The sequence below is a fragment of the Paenibacillus kribbensis genome (assembly GCF_001705305.1).
Lineage (GTDB): Bacteria > Bacillota > Bacilli > Paenibacillales > Paenibacillaceae > Paenibacillus > Paenibacillus kribbensis_B.
This window is the reverse complement of sequence record NZ_MCBP01000006.1, coordinates 94,431-120,875: the sequence shown is the minus strand read 5'-3', so window position 1 is coordinate 120,875 and position 26,445 is coordinate 94,431. Positions and strand designations below refer to the sequence as shown.

Genomic DNA, 26,445 nt, shown 5'->3' with positions numbered 1-26,445 from the left:
ATAAATAAACTTAAGTACAAAAAAATATACATAAGTACATTTTTTCTATACACTTCAAGGAACCACCTTATGAAGAAAGAAGAGGACAATCATCGTGTATAACATGGAACAGGAATTTATCAATGCGCAGCGAGGTAATCGTGAGTCGTTTATTCAGTTATACCGGAGACTGGAGATTGAACTGTACGGTTTGGCAAAGTGTATTGTCAGCCATGACGAAGATTTTATGATTGCTTTTCAAAACACGATCCTTCAAGTCTATACAATCATTAATACTTTTCGAGAACCAGAGCATTTCAAAACACAAGTAATCCGTATCTTGATTGACGAATGTAATCAACTTATGCACGGCAGGGGAACAACGGATGCAATTGTAGAATCACGCAATGATTTCAAAGAAACTATTCACGTTGCAAGCGTTCAAAGACTGAATTTGCGAGATGCAGTCAATCAACTGGAGAAGGATTTTCGGATCGTAATTCACCTTTTTTATTTTCAAAATTGTTCGATCAAACAAATTGCCTATGTACTTCATATTGAGGAAGCTGAAGTTAAAATACGACTGCGCAAAGCACGAGAACGATTAGCAGAATGGATTAATGAAAATAACTAGGATGCTAAAGCCCAATTACCCCTCCAACTGGTTGCGGTAGTTGGTAGGAGAACAGCCGATTATTTTTTTTGAACAATCTTGAAAAATAATAGGGATCTTGGAAGCCAAGTGCTGCGGCGATTTCTTTAATAGAGTCACTTGTTATAGTAGACTTATTAATTGACCGATGTAATGCCGGGAATACTTACATTAGTCCTATTAATTATTACATATGATGGAACAAATACCTATTCATCTCTATTATTTTATTGTATAATTTAGAAATGTAAGGCAATAAAATCCTCTGGGCAAGCTGCCCGTCTATCGAGACTTCTGCAAACAGGGATTTCTTCAACTCCAAGATTCAAAGAGGATTCTACACAATCAGAACAATGGGGAGAGGATTCAGATGGAAATGCACAGTAAATCGGATGTTAGAGATTGGTTTCCAAGCGAGGATGGAAATTTGTTACAACGAAAACGGATAATGAAATTGATCGAGCAAATGATTAGCGGCGTAGATGAGTTGAAGAACCCCGAGGCTGTCAATCTCAAAGGAGAGAAACGGCGGGATGGGGATTTTTACGGTCAATTGGTTGCACAAAGTCAGATTCCCTATGAAGGTGCTCCTCTGAAGGAGGTGAACGCAGAGCTATTGCAGTTGCTGCACGGACATCCTTACCATACAAAGTACTTTTTTACGAATATACTGCCAATGGCCTCCATTCCCGGAATATTGGGCATGTTGTCCGCGATGCTGGTGAACGGCAACAATCTTTGGGATGTTTACGGGCCTGCCGGAGCCGAGGCCGAGGTCAGAGTAATGGCGATGATGTCCAAGCTGGTAGGCTATGATGCCGGGACAAGTGGGGGCTATACCACCTGGGGAGGTCAGGGCGCCATATTTTCCGGATTGCGGATTGCCATTGCCAAATATGACCCGAATGCGCTAAAGCACGGGGTTCCGGACAACTTGTATGCCTTTTGCTCGGAATTGGCTCATTACAGCCTGTTCAAGTCGATGGAAGCGTCCGGGATCGGCAGTGATCACCTCATCAAAGTAAAAGCTTTATCCGACAGTTCTATGGATGTGGCTGATTTGAGATGTAAAATAGCGGCGGTCGCTGTAGGCGGAGGTGTGCCTGTGTATATAGTGGCAACAACAGGGACAACAGATGCCATGGGTATTGACGATATCCTCCAAATCCGTACCGTTGCGGAGGAATTTTCGGAGCGATTCGGGCTGCCGTGCCCGCATATCCATGCAGATTCGGCTCTAGGCGGCTTTTTTGCCGTCTTCAACGATTACGACCTGGAAAAGAACACGCACCAATTCAGCCCGGGCGTCATCGGGATGCTGACTTCTATTCAGGAGAAGATGAGACATCTTTCTCTGGCTGACTCCATGTGCTTCGATTTTCAAAAACTTGGACAATCACCTTATGTCTCAAGCCTGTTTCTGCTCAAAAATGCAGCGGATCTTGGCCTTCTAGAGCTTGATGCGGACGAAACCCCTTATGTCGGACATCGCGGCTACGGGGAGTATCACACCGGCTATACGTTGGAGTGTTCTCGCATGGCCAGCTCCATCAGCATGTACAGTTCGCTGTTGGCCTTTGGGGTAGAGGGCTACCAGCGTCTTCTCGCCCAATTTCTGGAGGTGAATTTGCAATTTCGTGAACGGCTTGTTGCGGAAATTCCGGAGGCCGATATTGCCAACCCGGACAATCCGGGAATATCAACACTGATCCGCATTTATCCACCAGATGGCCCGCGGTTTGCCGAAGAAATAAGCGGAAGCAGTTCTTGGGAGGATATCGAGCGGAACAATCAATTGAATGAACGGCTGTTTGAGAAATTGGGCAAACATCGCGATCGGATGTTCTTCGGGGATACAAAGAAACATCTGCTGGTCAAGACCGTTGAAGGCCAGCAAATTCCGCTCTATGTCAGTAAATTTTTTGTCATTTCGCCTCATACCCAACCGGAGCATGTACCGGAGATCGTGCATTATTTGAAGGAATGCATAACCCAAGTATGTGAGCAGTTTCGTGTATCAATGAATAAACAAGCTCATTATTCATGAACTTACTAGCAATGAACTTACGATCAGTGAAATAACAATCCAGGAGATGAATCTTGTAATGAAGAAAAAGATGGAACGATTGCTGATCGGACATATCTCCTCAAAAATCATGTTGGGCATAAGATTCCTTTTAATATGAATAGACATATATTTACATTGTTAGAATGAAAAGCAAATAACTCCATTACGAATAAAGCATCACAGCGGCAAATAGATAGTTTTATTCCCAGCAAGTGATTAATTTATTTATAAAATCGTCGAAGTTATGAGCAGAAGACAATAGATTAACATTTTTATCGTCTGTTAATATGGTGGCCAATGCATCGAATATGTCGCGGAATATTTTTCGATCCTCTCCGCTGACGGTGAGTAACAATACAATTTTCACGACCGAAGAATCCCATTTGATCCCATTCGGATTTAAATAAATGAACATGCCTGTTTTGTGAGATTCCATTTTTATCGCATGAGGGATGGCAACGTGTCCGAAAGCAGTAGAGGACATGGTTTCCCGTTCCATAATTTTGCCCAAAAAATCTTCGTCCGTATAACCATCCCGATTCATAATTTGACAGATAAAACGTAAAATATCTTCTTTCTCGGACAATGCTGTGGAGTTGTAAAAATGTCTTTCGTCTAAAAAAGATTTTAAATGGTTCTTAAATTGATTTTTCTTTTTTTGCTCTTTTAATTCAAATATTTTGTTCGATACTTTTTCCCGATCACTTTCTATAAAAAATGGGGTAATCACGACATAGGGTACTTCCGGAATCTTATGCAATTGGGCAGAAGAAATAATAAAATCACTTGTTACATAATTCAAATCGCTCTCATCGGTTACAATCGAATGAATCGAAATATCATCGCCAAAATACTGCTGTAATTTATTGATGATTTGCACATTCATATTGTAGTAAAGCGGAAACAGTACCGTACACGAAATTTTTACGTTCGATTGCCGTTGCAATTCAATGGCATACCCCAGGTGAAAAGCTAAATAAGCAATTTCATCATCGCTAATGATATAACCGGTTTTTTCTTTAATCACATGTGAAGCATGAACAGCGCAATCATAAATGAGCGGGCATTCTCTTTTTATCGTATGTGTTAATGGATTTTTCGTTGAATGATGATTTTTTAATCTCATCAAAAGGTTTTTTACATGCAGTGTAAAACGCGTAATAAACTCAGAATCGGCAATACTGATATAGTAATATTTATCCAAGTCAATGGCTATTTCACTGACCAGATCAATACAGTCTTTCCCTGCGATATTTTCCAGGTCGCTTACTTCAATTTGCGTAAAGTTAACATTGGTCGCATTACACGAAATTAAGATCGCCAAATCGGTGATTTCTTCTTCCGGATAGGTTACATGAAAATACGATTCTAATTTAAAGGCGATTTCTTTGGCGATTAAATATGCGGTGTTGTCGACGTTATAATTCACGGTCTTATTTAAAAACTGAAAATCATGTTTCATTCTGTCTAATGCAATGGTGATGTGGATGATCACATTGGTTAAATAATAATCATTGGTAAAAAAATGATGGGCAGAAAAGGTTTCAACGACGACTTCCCGAATGTAATCGATATTTAGCTCTTTATAAAATCCTTTGATTTTATCGATATCAATAAAACTTCCGTTGGCCTCTTCGTACAAAATACTACTCATTAGCTTGCGCTTATCTTTTTCTCTTCCTTGCAACCCAATATGATCCTTGCTCAACTGCAATTCCAAGTTATTTTTGGCAAGCTTTTCTTTGATCAGCTTCAGATCAAGTCTAAGCGTTGACTCGCTGATAAACAGAGCGTCGCTTAAATCGTAAATATAAATGGGCTCATTGGTTTGCACCAGTTTTTTCAGAAGATAAGCCATTCTTTCGGATTGGGTTTGCGGGATTGCTTTTTGTTCACTGGTTAGAAACCTGTTTACTTGATCGGTATTGACCTTATAACCTTTATTCGACGATAGGATTAACCCGTGGTGAATAGCATTGATCTCACTTATATAAGATTTGATGGTGCGTTTGGACACGTCGCATTTGTCCGCCAGGCTTTTCGATGAAATCCAATCATTGTTGCTTTCAGTTAAATATTGAATTAGATCAATATACTGCGTTTTCATTTAGGATCCCTCGCTTTAAAATGTTGCACCATAGGGGTGCAGTTTTTTATTTGAGCCTGTTTTAAGATTTGTATTATAGTTTGGTTGTAACAAAGATAGCGCTATCATTCCAAAATTATAAGAAAAACTTCTATCGATGTACAGTCACAGAAGATAGACTGCGTTTAGCGGAAATTTTTCCTGCGATTAAAGAAAGCTTCAGCTTCGCTGAAAACTTATTCTTTCTTTAATCTAAAGAAAAACTTCTATCGATGTACAGTCACAGAAAAAAGTAAGGAGGATTACCATGGCAAATTCAAGCGAAATGTTAAATGTGTTGTTAGTTTGCGGGTCCGGAGCAAGTTCCGGTTTTATGGCTGCCAATATTCGCAAGGCCGCTAAAAAGAGAAACTTGAATATGGATATCAAAGCCAGAGGGGAAGCGGAAATTGAAAATTATATCCATGATATCGATGCTTTGTTGGTCGGTCCCCACTTGGCTTATATCGTTGATGAAATCGAAGAGCTTACCAAAGATGTCCATGTCAAAGTTCTCTTAATGAAGCCTTCTTATTATTCCACTTTAGACGGGGAAGCCGCTTTAGATGATCTGCTGAGTGAGTTGAACAGTTAAAGGGGATAACAAAAATGAACAAATTAATAGAATGGCTGAAAAACGACTTCTCTCCAAAGATGAATAAAGTCAATAACAATGTATGGGTCATAACACTTAAGGATTCTGTCATGCAACTATTGCCTTTTATTCTTTTAGGATCGGTATTTTGTCTTCTGACTATACCTGGAGATGTGTATCATATCAAAAACTACCCTGATTTTTGGGTTCCGTTCGGATGGACGATGGGCATGCTTTCGCTGTTGGTTTCTTTCCTGATTCCGTTTAATTTGATGGAAAAGAAGAAGTTAAGAAAACAGCGCTTTATTGCCGGATGTACAAGCCTGATTACTTTTTTGATCATCGTTACTCCCCAAGTCGTAAAGGACGGTACGGTTGGTTTTACTCATAATTCTTTGGGCACCGGAGGCATGTTCGTTGCCATCATAGCCGCTCTTTTTACCGGTTATATCATGGGTCTGTTCGGGAAATTCTCTTTTTTCAAAGAAGATTCCGTCATCCCGGACTTTGTCAGATCCTGGTTTGATTCCATGCTTCCCATTGGGGTAACTATAATTCTGGCCTGGGTGTTGGTCGATCTCGTTCATATTGATATATACAACATCATTTTAAATATTTTTATGCCGTTGGCCAGCGTGGTAGAGACACCTTGGGGATTCATGTTAATTCTGTTTATCAGCTGTTTCTTGTATTCCATGGGGATTTCCAGTTGGATTTTGACTCCTGTCACCAAGCCGATTTTTCTGGCGGCCATTATGGCAAACGCTACCATGGGGGCGCACAATATCGTAACGGCCGAAACGATTTATTCGGCATACTTGTGGGTAGGCGGTGTGGCCTGTACGTTGCCGCTGGCCATTATGCATCTGCTTTCTAAAAGCACCAAGCTAAAAGCACTGGGACGCGCAAGTCTTGTACCTTCCATCTTTAATATTAACGAGCCTTTAGTGTTTGGTTCAATCGTATGGAATCCCATTATGATGCTGCCTATGTGGATCAATGGTTTAATTTTACCGTTGATCGTTTGGATCGGAACCAAAGTCATTCACTTTGGCCCTATCCCGAAAGTGGTTTTCGATATGTGGTACGTTCCTTTTCCAATTTCGACGTGGATTACAACGGGAACCATTACAGGGATTATCCTGATGTTAATCGTTGTCGCGGCAGCCACACTGATTTGGTATCCATTTTTCAAAACCTACGAAAAACAAGAACTTGAAAAAGAATTGCCGCAAACCAATTAATCTATTAATGCGAGTTTAAAAAGTCAGGTTTTCAGCACCGAAGCTTATGCTTTTTTCAAAACGCTTTAGGTTGGATGAAGCCAGGAACTGAGTAGCGGAGCGTAGGCGAACCTACGTGAGCAACTGAAATGTTTCCGTAGGAAACATACTTCGGAAGCATATGCTATAGGCCCGGCTGAATCCAAGATTCGACGTCGAGTCTTCGTGATAAGAAAAACATCCGTCGACGTACATTCTAGGGAGACAGACCGCGTCTAGCGGTAGTTATTCTTGCGATATAAGGAAGCTGATGCTTAAGATGTCCATTCTTTCTTATATCTACAAAACATGACTTTTTGAACAACCTCTATAAAGGAGATTTTTATTATGACCTCGGAACAAGTGGCTCAAGATGCGATGCAAATCATTTTGCACGCAGGGGAAGCAAGAAAGCATTGTACAGATGCACTAAAGGATATTGAAAAAAGCGACTTTGATGGGGCTAAGGAGAAGATGAAATTAGCCAATGCGGAAATTGTCATCGCTCATCGCGTGCAAACGAATTGTATCCAAAAAGAAACCGAAGGAGCAAAAGGAGAGTACTCCGTTTTATTTGCCCATGCGCAAGACACGCTCATGACGGTCTATAGTGAAATTAATATTGCCAAGCGGTTAATTGATATTTTCGAGAGCTTGAATCAGAGATTGACCCAACTGGAAAAGGCCAATAAATAAAGAGAGGAAGTAATCAAAATGAAGAACATTCCAACAGGATTCCCCTCCAATTTTTTATGGGGGGGAGCCATCGCCGCCAATCAAATCGAAGGTGCTTACAATGTTGACGAAAAAGGTTTAAGTGTAGCGGATATTAATGAATATTTGGATGGCATTCCTTTAGATAAAAAATCGAATTTGGAGTTGACTACGGACTATATTAAAGAAGCTGTTAAAAGCGAAGATCGGATTTTTCCTAAACGTTGGGGAATCGATTTCTATCACACCTATAAAGAAGACTTGAAATTGTTGCGGGAACTGGGACTCAAAACCTTTCGCACCTCGATTAACTGGGCAAGAATTTTTCCGAATGGCGACGAAGAGCAACCGAATGAAGCAGGCTTGAAATTTTATGATGACCTGATCGACGAAATTATAGCGAACGGCATGGAGCCGATGATCACCCTGTCACATTATGAAATGCCGCTTCATTTGACCCTGGCTTATAAAGGGTGGTACTCCAGAGAAATGATCGATTTCTTTGTTCGATTCAGCAAAGTAATTATTGATCGTTATCATAAGAAAGTGAAATATTGGATTATTATTAATCAAATTAATTTAATTGTTCATGAATCCTTTAATCATCTGGGAATTGCCGAAGATGTAGTGGATGATCTGGCTTCTGCCAAATATCAGGGTGTGCATAATGAAATGGTGGCCTGTGGTCTGGTGACGAAATATGCCAAAAATCTGAATAAGAATTTGCAAATTGGTATGATGCTCTGCGGCGGACCGGCTTATCCGGCTACCTGCAGACCGGAAGATGTCTTTGCCACTGTGAGAAGAAATCAGATGGAATACTTCTTCTCCGATGTTTTACTGCGCGGCTATTATCCTGGCTATGCTTTCCGCTATTTCGCTGACAATAATATTACCGTGGAATTCGGTGAAGGTGACGAAGAAGCGTTAAAGAACACAGCTGACTTTATGTCATTTTCCTACTATTATACGCGTATTTTTGATGAAGAAAGTATGAAGAATAAGACAGAGTCTTACCGCAATTCCGAACTTCCGGCAAATCCATGGGGCTGGACCATTGATCCTATCGGTCTGCGCACTTTTCTTAACCTGTTCTATGATCGGTATCAGTGCCCCATTTATATTACGGAAAACGGGATCGGCTACCATGACACCTTGGAAGAAGACCATTCCATTCATGATTCCTACCGGGTTGACTATTTCCGGGCCCATATTGAGCAAATGAAAGAGGCCATTAAGGACGGGGTGGATTTAAGAGGATATTATGCCTGGGGGCCTATTGATATTATTAGTTGTTCTTCCTCGGAAATGAGCAAACGTTACGGATTTATTTACGTCGACCAAGATGATCATGGCAACGGTAGTAAAAAACGCTTCAAAAAAGACAGTTTTTCTTGGATGCAAAAAGTGATCGCTTCCAATGGAGAAAACTTGGACTGAGGTTTCGTAAATGCCTATTTATTTGAAATTTGGCGGACGATTCATGATTTTGGTCGTTGCCATGGGGTTTACCGCTCTAGCCGTTAATTTATTTATCGAGTGCAATATAGGGTCCGATACATTAACTGTCTTATTGGACGGATTGCACAAAAGTACCGGAATGAGTATAGGTCTGACAAGCTTTTTCGTAAATATGGTTTTTCTTGCTGTAGGTCTTTTATTAAATCGTAAATCTATAGGTTTTTCTTCGATGATTTATTCCTTTTTTGTCGGACCATTCATTAATTGGATTCATCCGTTTATTGCGCACATGGAGCTGTCTGATTTATCTCTATTCATTAAAATAGTGATCGTCATCCTGGCTAACTTTTGTTACTCCATCACTTATGTTTTGTTGATGAAATTTGGCAATGGCATGTATGCTATAGACGCTATTTTGCGATATACAGAGTCAAAATTTGGATTAAGGTATGATATCGGCAGAATAGGTGTAGATGCTATCTTTCTAAGCACCGGATTCTTTTTCGGGGGAATCGTCGGCATCGGAACCGTTATTGCCTTTGCTTTAACTGGGCCGGGAACTTTGCTACTCGAAAAGATTTTATTTATACCGCTGCAAAAAAAATCGAGAAATAAAATAACACCTTAGGAGTTTGGGAGAGATACCATGGAGAAAATTGTGTCGAGTGCGGAGCCATCTGGTATTGATGGCATCAAACGGAAGCTGAAAACATAATGGTGTGCACATAAAAACGAAAGCATGGATTCCATAAAGCGAAACCATGCTTTCGTTTTTCTTTTCGCCTCTGCACTGTAATTGTTTGCTAAGCAGCTATGGAATGAAGCCCAATTACCCCTTCAACTGGTTACGGTAGTTGGAAGGAGAACAGCCGATTATTTTTTTGAATAATCTTGAAAAATAATAGGGATCCTGGAAGCCAAGTGCTGCGGCGATTTCTTTAATCGAGCCACTTGTCAGGTCCAACAGTTGCCCCGCACGTTGCATCTTCATACGCAGAAAATAATCAATCGGTGAGTAGCCGGTAGATTGTTTGAATATATAGTTCAAATGCTGCTTCGATATCTGGATGTGCCGGCTAAGCTCCTCTACAGTGACCGCGGATTCCAGATGTTCGCTCATATAACGGGTTGCTCTATCGATATATCTCTGAGTTTTGCTGTCCTGCTTGCGTGCGGCCACGGATGTAACAAAACTCAGCAGGTAACGGATACTTTGCGAGACTTGCACCTGATGGATGACAGAATAGGGTTTGTCCACGAGCAGGTCATAACATTGATGAAATAACTCCAGCAGCTTCGCCTCGTCTCCGGACAGCAGAGATATATAAGGTTTGAATGGCTCCAGCAGAGCTATAAATTCTCCAATCTGTTCTCCTCTCAAGTGAAACCAATATATGGTCCAAGGATCATTTTCATCAGCTCCGTAAGCATGCGGCACGTCCATGGGGATATAGGCAAAACTTTGCTCAGTCATAGATATGACGCCTTGATCTCTCATTTGAATCCACCCCCTGCCGTTGGCGCAGTAGATGAAAATATGAGAATTGCAGCCTTGAGGTCTTTCACGAAAATGATGGCGGGCCTGTGGGAAATAGCCAATATCTGTAATATACCCATCCCTCGTAAGTGCATGCGATTTTAATTCATCCACAATATAAGCAGGGAGGACATAAAGCTTCTCCCGTTCAAATCCTGCGTCTTTTTTATCCATCGCGATCTGCCTTTCTTCTATAACCTTTTCATAAAAAAATAAGTGTATAGTCCATCATAAACAGGAAATCGTCAATTGTGCAACTACTTATGCTCTTGTAAACTTTTATTCATGAAAGCCATTACATGAGTTGAGGAGTGATCGTGTTGAACATCTCCGTCTCCAAGGTGAAAATATGGGAAGAAACCGCCCAAATCCCGACATATGGAGTTGGTAAGCCTGACAAGAACCCTATGTTTCTGGAGAAACGGGTGTATCAAGGTAGCTCGGGGCGTGTGTACCCTCATCCAGTCATTGACAAAATTAAAAATGAGAAGCAGTTACGTGACTACAGAATGGTCTTTCTGGAGAATGAATATGTACAAATCCAGATCATGCCTGAGCTCGGGGGGCGTATTTACCGGGCCATTGACAAAACGAATAATTACGATTTTGTTTATTATAATCAGGTTATTAAGCCTGCACTCGTTGGCCTGGCTGGACCCTGGATTTCGGGGGGCATCGAGTTCAATTGGCCACAGCATCACCGTCCGAACACTTTCGGTCCTGTTAATTATAAGCTGGTGGAAAATGAGGACGGGAGCGCAACAGCATGGGTCAGCGAGATTGACCGGATGTATGGCACAAAGATGGCAGCTGGTTTTACGCTGCACCCGAACAAAGCATTTATCGAGATCAAGGTTCAATTGTATAACCCTACCCCGGAGCCGCAAACATTCTTGTGGTGGGCCAATCCTGCTGTAGCGGTAAACGATCATACTCAATCCGTGTTTCCTCCAGATGTTACTGCCGTGTTGGATCACGGGAAGCGGGATGTGTCTCGTTTTCCAATAGCTACTGGCATCTATTACAAAATGGACTATTCCGAGGGTGTAGACATCTCCAGATATAAAAATATACCGGTCCCCACCTCGTACATGGCCTATAAATCGGACTACAATTTTGTAGGCGGGTATGACCATGCACTGCAGGCAGGACTGCTGCATGTAGCGAACCATCATATTTCCCCAGGCAAAAAACAGTGGACGTGGGGCAGCGGCGAATTTGGCAAGGCGTGGGATCGCAATCTGACTGATGAAGATGGGCCGTATATCGAACTGATGACCGGAGTCTATACAGATAACCAACCGGATTTTTCTTGGCTTCATCCCTATGAGGAAAAGTCATTCACCCAATATTTTATGCCTTACAAAAACATCGGTGTTGTGAAGAACGCTTCGATCCATGCAGCTGTAAATCTCGAAATTGACCGGGCTGCAGAACTGGCTGAAATATCGGTCTATGTGACTTCACCGTTTCCAAACGTACTTGTCGAACTTTGCAGCTCACGTAGAGTTTATCTTCAAGAATCGGTCCATTTGACCCCGGATATCACCTTTGCCAAGAAAGTAACGCTTGATGCGGAGGACGAGGATGATGAGCTTCAATTGACGGTTAGGGATGAAAATGGACGATTGCTGGTCAGCTACCAGCCGCAGAAACCGAAAGTAGAGCCATTGCCGGATGCGGCATCACCACTACCTGAGCCCGCCCAATTAAAAACAAACGAAGAACTGTACCTGGCCGGCCAGCATCTGGAGCAATACCGTCATGCCACCTTTGAACCGGAAGCCTATTATACAGAAGGACTGAATAGAGACAGCGAGGATAGCCGAATTCATATCGCTTACGGCACACTGCTTCTGCGCCGGGGGTTATATAGCGAAAGCGAAAAGCACTTTCGCCAGGCCAAGATGCGTCTAACCAGACGCAATTCGAACCCATATGATGGAGAGGTTTTCTATCAACTCGGCTTGTCACTCAAGCATCAGGGGCGACTTGAGGAAGCATACTCCGCTTTTTATAAATCGGTATGGTTGGCGGCCTGGCAAGACGCGGGCTACTTCCTACTTGCTCAAATTGCATGCGAAAAAGGCGACTATGAAGAAGCACTTGAGCTGACGGAACGGTCACTCATTCGCAATTCCCGCAACTATAAAGCGCGCAATTTGAAAGCGGCACTGCTGCGCAAGCTTGATCAGTATGAAACGGCTATACGCTTTTGCGAAGAAACTCTTCAACTGGATATGACTGATTTCACCGCCTATCGTGAAAAGATACTGTCACTTCAGAAACTGGGGCGAACATCCCTTGCTGCGGAAGTGACCGCCGAACTGCTCAAACTGATGCGCAGCGATGCATATAATTATATGGCAGTAGCAGCGGATTATGCAGCAGCAGGTTTGTATGAGGAAGCGGTTGATGTGCTGGAGGATGCTCCAGCGAAGGCGCGAAATTATCCTATGGTGCATTATGTGCAAGCCTATTGCTGCGCGCAACTGGGTCGGTCGCAGGACTCGAACAGAGCTCTCGTCTTGGCCGCCGCCACACCATCCGACTATTGTTTTCCGAACAGTTTGCTTGAGCTTGATGCATTGGAGTTTGCCATTCGCATGAACCAAGATGATGCGAGAGTCCGCTATTATTTGGGAAATTGGTTGTATGACAAAAAACGGCACGCCGACGCAATCGCTGCCTGGGAAGCATCACGGACGATTGATTCTACCTTTTCCGTGGTTCACCGGAATCTTGCTTTAGGGTATTTTAATAAATTAGGTCAGCCGGAGAAGGCACGACAAGCGCTGGAAAAGGCATTTGACTGTAATCGCTCCGATGCCCGCATCCTGTATGAGCTTGATCAGTTATACAAGAAAGTGGGCGTGCAACCGGAAGCAAGACTGAACATGCTTGCAGCACATCTGGACGTAGTCACACTGCGAGACGATCTATATCTGGAGTATGTAACGCTTCATAATACGCTGGGGCAATATGAAACAGCATCATTACTATTGAAGCAGCGGATATTCCATCCCTGGGAGGGCGGGGAAGGGAAGGTGACCGGTCAATATGTGCTGGCCATGGTGGAGCTTGCCAAGATTGACTTGCAAACAGGCAAGTTCGATCAGGCTGTGGAAAGGCTCAAGCAAGCGCTTCTGTATCCGGAAAATCTGGGAGAAGGCAAGCTGCACGGGGCGCAGGAGAACAACATTTATTATTATTTGGGCTGCGCCTATAGGAAGCTGGGAAAAGAGAATGAAGCTCGTGAGGCGTTCACCGTAGCTTCACTGGGACTTGAAGAGCCTGCCAGCGCGATCTATTATAACGATCAGCCACCGGATATGATCTTCTATCAGGGCTTGGCCAGCCAGCAGCTTGGTCAGACAAAGAAAGCGCGCAGCCGCTTCAACAAGCTCATTGATTATGCAGATAAACATCTGTTTGATGATGTGAAAATCGATTATTTTGCAGTTTCCCTGCCTGATTTCCTCGTTTTTGAAGACGATTTGAATATGCGTAACCGGATACATTGCAATTATATGAAAGCATTGGGTTTACTGGGTCTGGGGCAGCAGCAAGTAGCTGAGCATCATTTTGAATTCGTATTGCAGCTGGAACCGCACCATCAAGGAGCATTGATTCATTTGAAACCTAACGATCTCATCATTGCTGCAAACGAAGGAGGAGCCCTCGGATGAACGATTTGATGAAAAATCTGCCACGGAAGCTAACAATTACGATGTGGGATTTCTCATGGTATACGATGACTTTGCCAGGAGAGCCTTATCATGATCTTGCGGCCCGTTTCAAGGAAGCTGTAGACAGAGGCTATAATACCATTCGTATATGTGCAATGCCGTTTATGTTGTTTACAGCAGAGGGGAAGCGGCCGGGACCATTAAAGTTTGGCAATCTCGGAGCAGTCGGACAGCGCACGCGTTGGTACAATTGCCGGGGCGGCGCTGAACTGGACGGTCATGTCCACCTGCTAGAGCTGTTCAGACAGGCCAAAAAGCACGGATGCTATATTATTTTGTCCTCCTGGGAGTATCAACAGAGCCCAAGCTTCCTGGCACATCCTGCATTGCGCGAAGAGTTGGCTGCTATTCCAGCGCAGGACCGGTTTATGGCCATTGCACGATCCATGGATCAGCTCATTCGCTTTGTCAAGGACGAAGGCTATGCAAGCCAGATCGTGTATGCAGAGCTGCATAACGAGGTGGAGTTTGGGCAGCTGACAGCTGTTGGCACAGCTCAAGGCATTGCAGAATCTGACACTGCGGCGCTAGTTGAAGCCATGCAGCCTTATGTGGAGGAGGCCGTTTCTTTTCTGAGGGAACGTCACCCCGACGTCTTAATGACGGCAAGCTATACGCTGAACGAAGCCTATCCGAAAGCGTATGTGGCACGGAATATGCAGGTGGCACATTTTCACCTCTATTTAAAAGGTGTATTAAATGAATTAATGGATCGCACCGGACTGAACGATGAGAAGGAAGCTTTTCCCAACTCCTTCGTCCAATCCTTGCTGCGAGAGGATGCCCCTCCCTTTGAGGAATGGACATTGCCTGCAGGACAGGAATGGCGCATGGAGGGCAACCCGGTTGGCATGAAGCAGATTTATTTGCATGACTGGGTAGATCCCGAGCGATGGGATTTGTTCTTGTATGACCGGTACAGTGATCATAAAATGGCGATGCTGCAAAAGGCGGACTTGCGATTGGAGGAAATTTGCGAGTGGGCCCGTCATTCCGGGATGCCTATTGTCATTGGAGAAGGATACGTTGGTTATACGCCGCTTTTTGCCGGCTTTGAGGAAGGACCTGTCGGGAAGTTCATTGCTGAATACGCCCTGCGCAAAGGCATGTCGCTTGGCTTTTGGGGAATGACCTTGTGCTCGAACTGCGCACCGCATCATCCATTCTGGAACGATATCGCATGGCAGCGAAAGTGGAATACATTTATTCTCGAATCGGCATCGCATCGCCAGGTTTAACTCCATGTAAAGAGAGGTGCTTTTTATGAAAAATTACCGAATAGTCGTCGAAAATGATCACAAGCACATTTACAGTGGGCATATTCCTCTGGGGGGAACCAACCCCGCAGGCGAGTCGATTGGCTTCACCAATTATTATATGGAGAAAGACGGCGAGCCGTTTTTTGGGATTTGCGGTGAGTTTCATTTTTCCCGTTACCATGAACAGTATTGGGAAGACGAGATTGTCAAGATCAAAATGGGCGGTGTCAACATCATTGCGACGTATATTTTCTGGAATCTGCATGAAGAGGTCGAAGGGGTGTTCGAATGGGAAGGCAACAAAGATTTGCGCCGTTTCATTGGGCTGTGCGCCAAACATCGTTTATACGTCATTATACGCATCGGTCCTTTTTGCCACGGCGAGATACGAAACGGCGGTCTTCCGGATTGGTTATTCGGCCGTCCCTTTGAGGTACGCTCCAATGATGAAGGCTATCTTGCTTATGTGCGCCAACTGTATCAGGAAATCAGTTTGCAGGTGCAAGGATTGCTGTACAAGGACGGCGGTCCGGTGATCGGAACCCAGATCGAAAACGAGCACCAGCATTCCTCGGCCCAGTGGGGCCTGACGGTAGGCATCAACAATATGTGGGTGAGCAGTGGAAGAGATGGCAGCGCTCATATGCTAAAGCTGAAGGAAATGGCGCTGAAGGCGGGAATGGATACACCGATTTACACCTGTACAGCTTGGGGAGGTGCGTCAACCCCGGTACCGGATATGCTGCCATTATGGGGCGGATATGCGTATTGGCCCTGGATTTATTATGAGGAAGGACGTGTAGCCAATTTAACGGAACATCCGGCCACTCCGGAGTACATTTTCCGAGATAAACATAATAACAACATTCCGAGCAGCTATAATTTTGAGCCTTGTTATCTGCCGGAAACTTATCCGTATGCGTGCTGCGAGATGGGTGGCGGCATGGTGCAATTCTATAAATATCGTTTTGTATTTCCGTATAATAGCGTACCCGCTATGACGGTGATGAAGGTAGGCGAAGGCTGCAATCTGATCGGTTATTACATGTACCACGGCGGTTCCAATCCAAAGGGTAGACTGAATCCCTATACCAACGATTTGGCTACACCCAAAATATCTTACGATTTCAACGCCATGATTGGAGAATTTGGTCAGGTGAGAGAATCGTATAAGCGAACAAAATTACAGCATTACTTCTTATCCACATTCCAAAAGCTTTTTTCACGCACCAAAACACTGTTGCCAGAAGATACGTCCCAAATGAACCCCTATGACGTAAAAACGTTACGTTATGCCGTCCGATCGCATAAGGGAGCAGGTTTTTTATTTCTAAATAACTTCCAGGATCATATGGATACTCACAACCTGGAGGATTTTAATGTCAGTGTTGATCTGCCGGGAGAAACCATTACGTTTCCGCATCAAGGTGAATTAACGCTGGGGAAAGACAGCTTTGCTATCCTGCCGTTTAATTTTGACCTTGGCGGCATAACACTCAAGTACGCCACGACACAGCTGATTACGAAAATGGAGATGGACGGGGAAGCGTATTATTTTTTCTATATCCCGGAAGGGATGAAGGGCTCGTATGCAATACAATCGGAAGGCATCAAAAAAGTGACGGTAGATAAGGGAAACTGTAATCAGTTTGGAGAATGGACCGTTATTGAAGTCGCTAATTCGGAGTCTAGTCTGATTCAGCTTGAAGCTGCTCATGGTCCCAAAATAATGATCTATACGATGACAAGTCAGCAAAGCTTGAACTTCTGGAAAGTAAGGCTGCATGGCAGGGAAAGAGTTGTATTTACGGAAGCCAATTTGCTTGTCTATGATGACGGAGAGGAAATGAAGCTGGAATCAACAGATCAACATACGGTTGTCATGAGTGTTTTTCCGGCTTTTGAGGATTCTTTTGCATCCATTCAGGGCGGAGAGCAGACCGGAATTACCCAAGAGGGGCTATTCAAAACGTACAGCTTGAAAGCACCTGCAGCAGAGATCCAGTTTGAATATAACAAGATAAACAATGAACGAGCCACGCTCGACTTTGCACGGAATGCCTTTACAGGATTGAAGGAAGCGCTGCTGCGAATTCATTATACAGGCGATATTGGATATGCCTTCATCAAAGGCGAGCTCATTAATGATAACTTCTGCAACGATACAGCTTGGGAAATCGGTTTGAAGCAATTCGAGGAACGTTTAGTGAAGCACGGAATGTATTTGTACGTTTCACCGATCCGCAAAGGTACAGTGGTCAACAGTAATACAACCATGGCTGGTTGGAATGAGACGGCAGAGCAGTCCATTGCTGATATCCTTTCTGTCAGCATCGTTCCCGTGTATGAAATTTCCATCAACTTCAACAAATAAGCTGAAAAACACTTTAAAGGATAGCATCTCTCAGGAGACTGGAAGAACTGCTATCCTTTTGATTCATCATTGCGAATGAAGATGTGCATATCTCCCGCTCATTGCGCTCTAATCCCTTGAAATGCAGAGTTCATTAAATTTTCTATATACGCATCGTCCAAAGGCCCCCCGGTAACCAGCAATCGATAGAAAATGGGTCCATAAATGAGATCAATACTTAATTCGATATCAAGATTCCCCTTTAATTCCCCACTCCGAACTCCCCGTTCCAAAAGCTGTCTGGCCTCAAGTCGGCGAGGATGGATATACCGGATCTGGTATGCCTCTGCCAGTCCTGCATCAAACTGGCCTTCACCAATCAATTCCGCAATGATTTTTCCCTCACGGCTGAGCATAAATCGAGTGACATTGGTAGCGTGGATGAGTAAGTCTTGAAAAGCTGAACCTGCGTCCGGTATGGGCAGCCTTTCCGCAGCCGCAGCCAAGAAGCCATCAATGACAACAGCGGCCTTATTCGGCCACCATTTATAAATCGTGGCCTTGCTGACTCCGGCGCGTTCTGCAATCTTCTCTACGGTAACTGCGCCAAAACTACCCTCCAACAACAAATCATAGGAAGCGGATAATATGGAATTTTGCGTTTCAACATTCCGTGGACGTCCTCTTTTGCGCTGCATAAAAATCCTCTCCTCAAATAAAAACGGTACGTTCAGTATACTAAACACTCGAATAAAAAGAAAATAAAATTGCCTATTTACAAAACGATACGTTCAGTATATTATTTGAATATCAAATTAATGAACTAAACGTTCAGTATTTAATTTTTGGATGACAGCCATGTTGAACATGGTGTCCTGCGTTCATTCAAAAAAACAAAAGAGGAGAAGGATGATTATGCAAAAAAGCTTAGTTAAAGAAAGTTTAGTCAAAGAGAGTAAACGTATTTCAAATTGGATGATGCTGCTGTTGGCATCAGCATGTGGTCTTATCGTCGCCAATCTGTATTATGCCCAAACACTGGTTGGTCCGATTGGTGCCGCAATGGGGCTTTCTTCAGCTGTAGCCGGATTAATCGTCACCTTGACCCAAATCGGTTACGTTGCAGGACTGCTGTTTATCGTACCGCTCAGTGATATCATTGAGAATCGGCGACTTGCGGTTGTCGCTTTGGCAGTTGTGGTATGTGCTCTGCTGGCGGCAACGTTTGCCCCGAACGGAGCGCTGTTTTTAATCGCATCACTGTTTATTGGATTGGGCTCAGTGGTGGCCCAAATCCTGGTGCCTTATGCCACCTATCTGGCAGCGGAAGAGCAGCGTGGCCGCGTGGTAGGGAACGTGATGAGCGGACTTTTGCTCGGAATTATGTTTGCCCGGCCGGTCGCAAGCTTCATCACCAGCCTTTGGGGCTGGCAGGCTGTATTTTCCTTATCGGCTGTTGTGATCACTCTGCTGGCCGTTCTGTTATCGCGCGCGCTTCCTGAGCGTAAGCCTTCACCTACGGTGAACTATGGTAAATTGATTTTGTCATTGGGCGTTCTTTTCAAACAAACACCTGTGTTGCGTCGTCGTGCCTTTTATCAAGCCTGCTTATTCGGAGCGTTCAGCCTTTTTTGGACGACAGTTCCTTTACGGTTGGCGGATGACTTTGGGATGTCTCAGCAAGGTATCGCATTGTTCGCATTAGTTGGAGTAGGTGGGGCAGTCGCCGCGCCGATTGCCGGGAAGCTGGCGGATAAGGGCTGGACCCGTTTGTTGACCGGATTAGCTATGGTCATAGCTGCGATCTCTTTTTTGCTGATCTATCTGTTTCAAGACCATTCCACTATAGCTCTCGTCATCCTTTTCATTTCTGCGATTACGCTCGATATGGCTGTATCAGGAAATCTAGTTCTTGGACAGCGCGCCATATATTCATTGGGGAGTGAGGCAAGAGGTCGCTTGAACGGTCTATTTATGTCGATTTTCTTTATTGGCGGAGCGGTTGGCTCATCGTTGGGAGGCTGGGCTTATGCCTATAGCGGCTGGAGTTTCACCGCACTCATTGGAGTTGTTTTACCGCTTTTATCGCTGCTTTACTTTCTCACTGAAAAAAACCACTGATCGCTAAAAAAATTTAAAACGCACTCGGCCGCTTCAGATTGTCAATCAGTCTTGCGGTCTTTTCTTTTTAAACGCATAATCAACATTAACAATGTCGAATGGAGGATTATATGGAATTCTTAATAGAAAAGGCCGATGATAAGCACATGCAAAGTATATATGAAATCATGTGTCAGATTGATAAAGAAATCCATGATCGAAACTATTTTGTTACGGATGATTTGGAGTATGTCAAGGAGCATATCAGTGAAGAAGGCTTTACATTGTTGGCTTGGGACCAATCCAATGTGGCAGGCTTTTTAATTGTGGATACAGCCGGAGAGAAAGAAGGGCACCTGGGATATGACTTGCATTGGTCGGCGGAGAAGATACGAACCAGTGCTGTTATGAACTCCGTATGCATATTGCCTCGTTACAGGGGATTCGGTCTGCAACAGGCGCTGTTAAAGCAGGGAGAAGCAACGCTCATTGCCATGGGCTTTTCTTCTTTTCTAGCAACCGTGTATCCTTCAAATAGCCACAGTCTTCATAACTTTCTTCATCAAGGCTATAAAATTGGAGATACCAAGCTTAAATACGGTGGCGTTATGCGTCACATACTATATAAAACCATCGACGTATAGGGAGATGAAGTCAATGACTTGACGGATCGACCAGATTCTGTATAATAACCGGGAAGTGGGAAGTCACACTGCATTTCAAGGAACGGGATGGAATCGTAATGCAGCAATATGGAGGGAACCATGAAATACGAAGTTATTTTATTTGATATCGATGATACGCTGTTTGATTTTAAAAAGGCAGAGCGTCACGCGCTACATCATACGTTTACCCAATTCGGCTTGCCACAAGGGGCTACTGAGTATAAGGCCAGTTATGATGAAATCAATAGTGCGCTGTGGCGGGAAGCAGAGGAAGGACATATTACCTCGGAGCAGCTGCGAGTGGAGAGGTTCAAGCGATTGTTTGCCCTTCATAAGCTGGATTTCAATTCAGATGATTTCAGTGCTGCTTATTTGCGTTATTTGGGTGAAGGTGCTTTTTTGACTGACGGAGCTGCTGAATTATGTGGCATGCTGTCCGACTTTCGTTTGGCGATCATTACGAACGGAATTAAAGAGGTGCAAACGTCCAGACTTCAGCTTTCGTCGCTGGGACACCTGTTTGAGCAGGTGATTATTTCAGAGGAAGTAGGCTGTCAGAAGCCACAGGCTGGTATTTTCGATTACGCTTTTACCAAGCTGGCCATTTCAGATAAAAGCAAAGTTCTTATGGTCGGTGATTCTTTGACCTCGGATATCCAAGGTGGACACCAATACGGAATGGATACCTGCTGGTTTAACCCTGCCGGAAAAACAAATACGTCCGGAATTCAACCCACCTATGAGATAAAAAGTCTGATGGAACTGAAGGATATTATACGTCCCAAAGCCACGTGTTAAATTTTGCATCGTCGGAAATCGATAGGAATACATGGTAAATCGGAAATAAGGCGCTCTTAGCTGATTCTGAATCGGCAAAGGGGGTCTTATTTTATTTCAATGGCATACAGCCAAACAGAAACATTACAGCAAAGTAAGGTTTTTGTAAGCTTCAGCTGTTGTTCCTTACGTAGATGCTGATTAGTATGGACAATAGCTAGGCAAGGAGAGAAGTGAGAATATGAAATATTCAAAGCAAAGTTTTAATGAAACGTTAAAAAATTTTAGAGGGCTCATCATCACAGCAACTGTTATCGTTATTATGATTATATTTTTAACCGGTCTGGTGTTTGCCACCATGCATATGATCCGGGATTCAATATACACCACAATGAAAACCTCTTAATTGTTGTTATTGCTTGAACGATCAAAAATAGGCATTATATATAGAGAATCATGTTATTTAAAATTCAAGCACTAAGAAGGTAGAAAACACGATGCAAAAGATATTAATAGTGGAGGATGACCCTCAAATCAGCTCCTTGCTCCAATCCTATCTTGAAAAATATGGTTATCAAGGAGTCGTTGTTTCAAATTTTGATCAGGTTTTGGGTATCTTTCAGGAGGTAGAGCCTGATTTGGTACTACTTGATGTGAATCTTCCTCGTTTCGATGGATTTTATTGGTGTAGACAAATTCGAACTCAATCTACATGTCCCATCCTTTTTGTGTCCGCACGCGATGATAAAATGGATCAGGTCATTGCTCTGCAAAACGGAGCAGATGATTACATTACGAAACCGTTTCATCCCGAAGTACTGTTAGCCAAAGTAGAAAGCAATCTGCGACGTGCCTATGGTTCATATGCAGTTGCTCAAAAATCACGTTCCTTAAAGGTGTCAGGCTTGACACTATATCCCGATATTTTGGAGCTTGTATTCCATGACAAGCAGGTAGAGATTAGCCATAAAGAGGCAGCGCTGCTAGAGCTGCTGATGACGCACCCCAAGCAGGTTGTGGGCAGAGTTCATCTCTTAGAGGCTTTATGGGATGATCACCAGTATGTGGGCGAAAATACACTGAATGTTTATGTCACTCGTGTCCGTAAAAGGCTGAGTGAGCTGGGATTGGGAGATATCATAGAGACGGTTAGAGGGGCTGGGTATCGGCTTCACTTGTCTGAGGAGGAAGAACGGTGAAGCTTTTTTGGCGTGACCATCTTTCACTGGTCATTTTTAATATCATCCAGCTTTTTCTTGTGTTAAGTATCTATTGGATGGATGGTTATCGTAACTGGTCGACGGCTCTGTATTCCGTCTTTTTTGGGTCCACCCTATTGTTGGTCTATTTACTGTTCCGGTACGTCATGTATTCTGGTTTATATCGAATATTATCGACTGCTAAAATTAGAGATTTAGATGAGCTTATTCAGATGAAGGTACTTAATCCGCTAACCTCATCTTTACAACATTTGCTTTTACAATATTACCGATTGTATCAGTCCCGAATTCATCAGTTGGAGCATCAGCAGCGTGATCATATTACGTTTATTAATCAGTGGGTCCACCAGATGAAAACTCCTCTTTCTGTTATTCATTTAATCCTCAAAGGAAAAATAGACCCCGAATCGGATCAGATCCACGATGAGATTGATCGAATGGGAAAAGGACTGGACATGATTTTGTATATGTCACGATTGGAGTCCTTTGAGCCTGACTTTCACGTGGAGCCTGTTATATTACGAAAACTGGTTAATGAAGTGATTTATGATAACAAAAGGTTATTGATTCGCAACGAAATTTATCCTTCCATTGAAGTGGACGACCAGTTGAGTGTAATTACCGATGCCAAATGGCTACGATTTATACTGAACCAATTGCTGACCAATTCGGTGAAATACTCTTCAGGTCATGCCCACAGTCTGAAGCTGATGTCTGACGTAAGAGATCATATGATTGTGTTGAAAGTACAGGATGAGGGGATCGGTATCCCTAAAAAAGATGTAGACCGGGTATTTGAGGCTTATTACACAGGTGAAAATGGACGGAAGTATAGTGAATCAACCGGGATGGGACTCTATTTGGTGTCTGAAATCTGCAAAAGGCTGAATCATGACATTCAATTGAATTCGACGGTTGGCGAAGGGACGACGGTTCAAATCTTCTTTTCAATTCGCAAATAAGAAACCTTACAGCACGTTTAAGGTTTTTGTAATGTTAATCGATCGACTCTCTTATCTGGATGGATTATGATCATGACATAAGAAAAGGAAAGGAATGAATTATGGAGATTGTACGAATGGATCAAGTTACCAAAATATACTATGGCAAGGTTCCCTACCGTGCCCTCAACAATATCCATTTAACGATCAAACAAGGTGAGTTTGTCGGCATTATGGGTCCGTCTGGTAGTGGGAAGACAACCTTATTAAACATGATTTCGACCATTGATATGCCGACATCTGGCGAGGTATGCATTAGAGGGGAAAATCCACATCTGCTTAAGAAGGATAAGTTGGCTTTATTTCGCCGCAAAGAGCTGGGACTTGTATTTCAGGACTATAATTTGTTGGAAACCCTCACTTTGGGAGAGAACATACTTTTTCCACTGATGCTGAATAAAAAAGGTTTAAAGGAAATGGAGCATAAGCTGGAAGACGTAGCGAAAAAACTGGATATTACAGATATTTTGGACAAACGGCCTTATGAGGTGTCAGGGGGACAAAAGCAACGGGCAGCCATAGGCAGGGCTATTATTCACTCTCCTTCACTTCTGCTCGCAGATGAACCAACTGGCAATCTCGATTCCAAGTCTTCACGTGTTGTGATGGAAATGCTGGAACTCATTCATCGTGTGGACTATTCCACAATCGTGCTGGTAACACACGGGGCATTGGAAGCCAGTTATTGCGATCGGGTTATTTTTATTAAAGATGGTGAGTTATATAATGAAATCCACCGTAGTCATAGTCAGCAAATATTTTTTCAGGAAATCATAGATATGCTCTCCTTTCTGGGGGGAAGTAGACATGCACATGAGCTTTCGTCTGTTAGCATGGAATAATCTCAAACGCAATGCGCGTGCTTATGTTCCTTATTATTTAAGCAGCTCTCTGATCATTTCAATTTTTTTCGTATATGGGATATTTATTTTTCACCCGGATGTCTCATATGCAATTACAGCAGTTAATGTAAAAAAGGGATTACAAGTTGCTGCTCTACTCATTTTTGTGTTTTCCTTTTTCTTCGTACTATACACAAACAATATTTTTGTGGCAGCACGAAAAAAAGAATTTGGTATACTGACCATTTTGGGGACACATCACAGACAAATTTATTTTTTGATAGCTTTTGAAAATCTAATTATTGGCTTTTTATCATTGGTTACCGGGATTATTGGAGGGTTTGTTTCAGCGAAGTTCCTTCTCCTTTTGGGCTCCAGTGTCATAAGGATGTATTTAACATTTTATTTTCCTTGGAAGGCACTGGCTTTCACCGTGGTTGGCTTTATGTTTTTGTTTATATTGATCTCACTTGTGTCTGTTTTCTTCTTACGCCAATTTAAATTACAGCAACTTTTTAGTAAGGTTCCTCAGCTCAACAAAGAATCTAAAGCTTCATGGAGCCTGTCTCTTCTTGCCATAGGGTTAATAGGAGCTGCTGTATATTTAATGAAGATTGATTTTCCGCCATATATTTATTTGGCACCGTATCGTTTAGGGACCCTATCTTTTTATATGTTGTACTATTCAGTTGGAGACACATTTAAATATACAATTGTAATGGGGCTTGTCGGTATTTACTTATTTTACAGCCAATTATGCGTACTATTCATTCAATTGCTTAGAGCTAACAGGAAATGGTGTTGGAGTGGAACCCATTTGTTATGGTTATCTGAGATCACATACAAAATTAGGAATAATGCCGGGTTATTTTCATTGATTACCCTCATTTCTATCGTTTCCTGCGTAGGAGCATCATCAACTTTTGACTCAATGCAGCAGCAAAAAAGCTTTTTTAGGGAGCAATCTTATTCATTCGCATTTTTTTCTGATGATGTAAGTTCCATAGATCTTGAAAAAGAGATTGACCAAAATTTTTATAATGCTGGGGTGAAATATTCGAAAAGTGAAGTGCTGTTATTTTCCTTTCGTGAACAATTCATGCCTGTGATGAAACAAACCGACTATGAAGATCTTGCCTTCAGGTTTAAGGAGCTGAAACGGGTACCTCCGCTTCGGGATAATCAGGCCTTTCTCATTTTTAATCCAGAAGGAATGTCCGCAGAAGAAAAGAAAGACCTTTTAGAAAAAAAGCTAACTTACCGTCAGGAAAGATCTCAGATTATGAATATCCAGACAATGGATATCCAGATGATAGAACATGACGTACAGTCTGATGGAAGTATTATCTCTGAACTAGGAAGGGTACTTATTGTTCCAGATCGAACTTACGATCATTTAGTTGAACAACGGTATTTCAATGTTCCGTTGGCATACAAATCTGTTTACTACTTTGTGCCAAAATGGAAGAATGGCCAACTTTCCTTAGAAACTTCTGAAACTCAACAGGAAATCTGGTTGTATTCCGTGTTAGCCAACAAGGTCAATAAAGGAGCGTTGCTCTCAAGAGCAGTGAATTATCTGACAACGGAGATGGATCTGAATATTAGTAAATTTATTGGCGGATTTATCGCCATCATTATGTTGGCAAGCACGGTAAGCCTGTTGTATTTCAGATTGTATGTAGATCTTCAACGGGATGAGGAAATATACCGGGCTCTTTCCAAAATCGGATTAAGCTCCAGGGAAATGAGACAAGCTGCATCCAGACAAATTGCCTTCCTATTTCTGTTGCCATTAGTCGTGTCATCTATAGGTATCGTGGTTTGTGTATGTATGTCAAAAGAGGGGGGATATGTAACACCATTCTCTTTTACGCTTATCCAGATTATGCTGTGCTTTTGGGCAATCCAATTCTTTTCCTTTCTTATTGTACGTTTCCTGTATCTTCGTCAATTGGATTTAAAGATGCTGTAAGGAACGATAAGCAGTGTGTAAAAAAAGTTGCAGAAGGGCAGGATTGGGTTCCTCCTTTCTGTGAATCTGGTTCAGGAGAAAATCTATAATTCATATAACAACGAATTAATT

20 protein-coding genes and 2 pseudogenes are annotated in these 26,445 nt (G+C 42.9%); 18 read left to right on the top strand and 4 right to left on the bottom strand.

What is annotated here, in order from left to right; all coding sequences use genetic code 11:
• The first annotated feature begins 103 nt into the window (after positions 1-103).
• Positions 104-613: an RNA polymerase sigma factor gene (locus tag BAZ21_RS13390; RefSeq protein WP_068501654.1), complete on the top strand. Its 510-nt coding sequence runs from the start codon at positions 104-106 to the stop codon at positions 611-613.
• Between the two features lie 15 nt (positions 614-628).
• On the opposite strand, the pseudogene BAZ21_RS27925 reads toward BAZ21_RS13390, so the two are convergent.
• Positions 629-755, bottom strand: a pseudogene (locus tag BAZ21_RS27925) (helix-turn-helix domain-containing protein); the annotation flags it as partial.
• A gap of 246 nt (positions 756-1,001) precedes the next feature.
• Between BAZ21_RS27925 and BAZ21_RS13385 the strand changes: the two are divergent.
• On the top strand, positions 1,002-2,678 hold the full coding sequence (locus BAZ21_RS13385; RefSeq protein ID WP_068501271.1) for a pyridoxal phosphate-dependent decarboxylase family protein: 1,677 nt from the start codon (positions 1,002-1,004) through the stop codon (positions 2,676-2,678).
• A gap of 220 nt (positions 2,679-2,898) precedes the next feature.
• On the opposite strand, the gene BAZ21_RS13380 is transcribed toward BAZ21_RS13385, so the two are convergent.
• Complete coding sequence (locus tag BAZ21_RS13380; RefSeq protein ID WP_068501268.1) at positions 2,899-4,806, bottom strand: BglG family transcription antiterminator; 1,908 nt, start codon at positions 4,804-4,806, stop codon at positions 2,899-2,901.
• A 304-nt stretch (positions 4,807-5,110) separates the two neighbouring features.
• Between BAZ21_RS13380 and BAZ21_RS13375 the strand changes: the two genes are divergently transcribed.
• The 5 genes from BAZ21_RS13375 to BAZ21_RS13355 all read left to right on the top strand — a co-directional run bounded on the left by BAZ21_RS13375 (position 5,111) and on the right by BAZ21_RS13355 (position 9,484).
• Positions 5,111-5,419, top strand: a complete 309-nt coding sequence (locus BAZ21_RS13375) for a PTS sugar transporter subunit IIB (protein WP_256021032.1) — start codon at positions 5,111-5,113, stop codon at positions 5,417-5,419.
• A gap of 14 nt (positions 5,420-5,433) precedes the next feature.
• Positions 5,434-6,663: a PTS sugar transporter subunit IIC gene (locus BAZ21_RS13370; protein WP_068501260.1), complete on the top strand. Its 1,230-nt coding sequence runs from the start codon at positions 5,434-5,436 to the stop codon at positions 6,661-6,663.
• A 366-nt stretch (positions 6,664-7,029) separates the two neighbouring features.
• A complete protein-coding gene (locus BAZ21_RS13365) occupies positions 7,030-7,377 on the top strand; it encodes a PTS lactose/cellobiose transporter subunit IIA (RefSeq protein WP_068501258.1) in 348 nt (115 codons plus the stop codon).
• Between the two features lie 18 nt (positions 7,378-7,395).
• The gene (locus BAZ21_RS13360) at positions 7,396-8,835 is read left to right on the top strand and encodes a glycoside hydrolase family 1 protein (RefSeq protein ID WP_068501254.1); all 1,440 of its coding nucleotides are present in this window, start codon (positions 7,396-7,398) and stop codon (positions 8,833-8,835) included.
• A gap of 43 nt (positions 8,836-8,878) precedes the next feature.
• A complete protein-coding gene (locus BAZ21_RS13355; protein ID WP_256020896.1) occupies positions 8,879-9,484 on the top strand; it encodes a YczE/YyaS/YitT family protein in 606 nt (201 codons plus the stop codon).
• A 201-nt stretch (positions 9,485-9,685) separates the two neighbouring features.
• Here BAZ21_RS13355 and BAZ21_RS13350 read toward each other — a convergent pair whose 3' ends face one another.
• Positions 9,686-10,567, bottom strand: a complete 882-nt coding sequence (locus tag BAZ21_RS13350) for an AraC family transcriptional regulator (RefSeq protein ID WP_068501246.1) — start codon at positions 10,565-10,567, stop codon at positions 9,686-9,688.
• 146 nt (positions 10,568-10,713) lie between these two features.
• On the opposite strand from BAZ21_RS13350, the gene BAZ21_RS13345 reads away from it, so the two are divergent.
• The 3 genes from BAZ21_RS13345 to BAZ21_RS13335 are packed head-to-tail and all read left to right on the top strand — an operon-like array spanning position 10,714 to position 17,775.
• On the top strand, positions 10,714-14,082 hold the full coding sequence (locus BAZ21_RS13345) for a DUF5107 domain-containing protein (protein ID WP_068501244.1): 3,369 nt from the start codon (positions 10,714-10,716) through the stop codon (positions 14,080-14,082).
• The gene (locus BAZ21_RS13340; RefSeq protein WP_068501242.1) at positions 14,079-15,380 is read left to right on the top strand and encodes a cellulase-like family protein; all 1,302 of its coding nucleotides are present in this window, start codon (positions 14,079-14,081) and stop codon (positions 15,378-15,380) included. Before BAZ21_RS13345 ends, BAZ21_RS13340 begins: the two co-directional genes overlap by 4 nt.
• A 25-nt stretch (positions 15,381-15,405) precedes the next feature.
• Positions 15,406-17,775 (top strand): beta-galactosidase, encoded by a 2,370-nt coding sequence (locus tag BAZ21_RS13335; RefSeq protein WP_068501239.1) that lies wholly within the window; start codon positions 15,406-15,408, stop codon positions 17,773-17,775.
• A gap of 98 nt (positions 17,776-17,873) precedes the next feature.
• Here the strand turns inward: BAZ21_RS13335 and BAZ21_RS13330 are convergent, their stop codons facing one another.
• On the bottom strand, positions 17,874-18,452 hold the full coding sequence (locus BAZ21_RS13330) for a TetR/AcrR family transcriptional regulator (protein WP_068501236.1): 579 nt from the start codon (positions 18,450-18,452) through the stop codon (positions 17,874-17,876).
• Positions 18,453-18,669: 217 nt separating this feature from the next.
• Here BAZ21_RS13330 and BAZ21_RS13325 point away from each other — a divergent pair, with 217 nt between their 5' ends.
• The 8 genes and pseudogenes from BAZ21_RS13325 (at position 18,670) to BAZ21_RS13295 (ending at position 26,334) form a co-directional block, all read left to right on the top strand.
• Entirely contained in the window at positions 18,670-19,875 is a 1,206-nt protein-coding gene (locus tag BAZ21_RS13325; protein WP_068501233.1) for an MFS transporter, read from the top strand.
• A 110-nt stretch (positions 19,876-19,985) separates the two neighbouring features.
• Positions 19,986-20,498 (top strand): GNAT family N-acetyltransferase, encoded by a 513-nt coding sequence (locus BAZ21_RS13320; protein WP_068501230.1) that lies wholly within the window; start codon positions 19,986-19,988, stop codon positions 20,496-20,498.
• 120 nt (positions 20,499-20,618) lie between these two features.
• Positions 20,619-21,355, top strand: a pseudogene (locus BAZ21_RS13315) (YjjG family noncanonical pyrimidine nucleotidase).
• A gap of 182 nt (positions 21,356-21,537) precedes the next feature.
• On the top strand, positions 21,538-21,702 hold the full coding sequence (locus BAZ21_RS28985; protein ID WP_176718150.1) for a hypothetical protein: 165 nt from the start codon (positions 21,538-21,540) through the stop codon (positions 21,700-21,702).
• A gap of 91 nt (positions 21,703-21,793) precedes the next feature.
• On the top strand, positions 21,794-22,495 hold the full coding sequence (locus tag BAZ21_RS13310; protein WP_068501226.1) for a response regulator transcription factor: 702 nt from the start codon (positions 21,794-21,796) through the stop codon (positions 22,493-22,495).
• On the top strand, positions 22,492-23,478 hold the full coding sequence (locus tag BAZ21_RS13305; RefSeq protein WP_068501222.1) for a sensor histidine kinase: 987 nt from the start codon (positions 22,492-22,494) through the stop codon (positions 23,476-23,478). Before BAZ21_RS13310 ends, BAZ21_RS13305 begins: the two co-directional genes overlap by 4 nt.
• Positions 23,479-23,579: 101 nt before the next feature.
• A complete protein-coding gene (locus BAZ21_RS13300) occupies positions 23,580-24,359 on the top strand; it encodes an ABC transporter ATP-binding protein (RefSeq protein WP_068501219.1) in 780 nt (259 codons plus the stop codon).
• On the top strand, positions 24,325-26,334 hold the full coding sequence (locus BAZ21_RS13295) for an ABC transporter permease (protein ID WP_068501216.1): 2,010 nt from the start codon (positions 24,325-24,327) through the stop codon (positions 26,332-26,334). The genes BAZ21_RS13300 and BAZ21_RS13295 overlap by 35 nt, the downstream gene beginning before the upstream one ends.
• Positions 26,335-26,445: the final 111 nt, after the last annotated feature.

Coding starts and splice junctions, on each gene's coding strand:
- BAZ21_RS13390 (WP_068501654.1), top strand. CDS start 104: ATGGAACAGGAATTTATCAATGCGCAGCGAGGTAATCGTGAGTCGTTT.
- BAZ21_RS13385 (WP_068501271.1), top strand. CDS start 1,002: ATGGAAATGCACAGTAAATCGGATGTTAGAGATTGGTTTCCAAGCGAG.
- BAZ21_RS13380 (WP_068501268.1), bottom strand. CDS start 4,806: ATGAAAACGCAGTATATTGATCTAATTCAATATTTAACTGAAAGCAAC.
- BAZ21_RS13375 (WP_256021032.1), top strand. CDS start 5,111: ATGTTAAATGTGTTGTTAGTTTGCGGGTCCGGAGCAAGTTCCGGTTTT.
- BAZ21_RS13370 (WP_068501260.1), top strand. CDS start 5,434: ATGAACAAATTAATAGAATGGCTGAAAAACGACTTCTCTCCAAAGATG.
- BAZ21_RS13365 (WP_068501258.1), top strand. CDS start 7,030: ATGACCTCGGAACAAGTGGCTCAAGATGCGATGCAAATCATTTTGCAC.
- BAZ21_RS13360 (WP_068501254.1), top strand. CDS start 7,396: ATGAAGAACATTCCAACAGGATTCCCCTCCAATTTTTTATGGGGGGGA.
- BAZ21_RS13355 (WP_256020896.1), top strand. CDS start 8,879: ATGATTTTGGTCGTTGCCATGGGGTTTACCGCTCTAGCCGTTAATTTA.
- BAZ21_RS13350 (WP_068501246.1), bottom strand. CDS start 10,567: ATGGATAAAAAAGACGCAGGATTTGAACGGGAGAAGCTTTATGTCCTC.
- BAZ21_RS13340 (WP_068501242.1), top strand. CDS start 14,079: ATGAACGATTTGATGAAAAATCTGCCACGGAAGCTAACAATTACGATG.
- BAZ21_RS13335 (WP_068501239.1), top strand. CDS start 15,406: ATGAAAAATTACCGAATAGTCGTCGAAAATGATCACAAGCACATTTAC.
- BAZ21_RS13330 (WP_068501236.1), bottom strand. CDS start 18,452: ATGCAGCGCAAAAGAGGACGTCCACGGAATGTTGAAACGCAAAATTCC.
- BAZ21_RS13325 (WP_068501233.1), top strand. CDS start 18,670: ATGCAAAAAAGCTTAGTTAAAGAAAGTTTAGTCAAAGAGAGTAAACGT.
- BAZ21_RS13320 (WP_068501230.1), top strand. CDS start 19,986: ATGGAATTCTTAATAGAAAAGGCCGATGATAAGCACATGCAAAGTATA.
- BAZ21_RS28985 (WP_176718150.1), top strand. CDS start 21,538: ATGAAATATTCAAAGCAAAGTTTTAATGAAACGTTAAAAAATTTTAGA.
- BAZ21_RS13310 (WP_068501226.1), top strand. CDS start 21,794: ATGCAAAAGATATTAATAGTGGAGGATGACCCTCAAATCAGCTCCTTG.
- BAZ21_RS13300 (WP_068501219.1), top strand. CDS start 23,580: ATGGAGATTGTACGAATGGATCAAGTTACCAAAATATACTATGGCAAG.
- BAZ21_RS13295 (WP_068501216.1), top strand. CDS start 24,325: ATGCACATGAGCTTTCGTCTGTTAGCATGGAATAATCTCAAACGCAAT.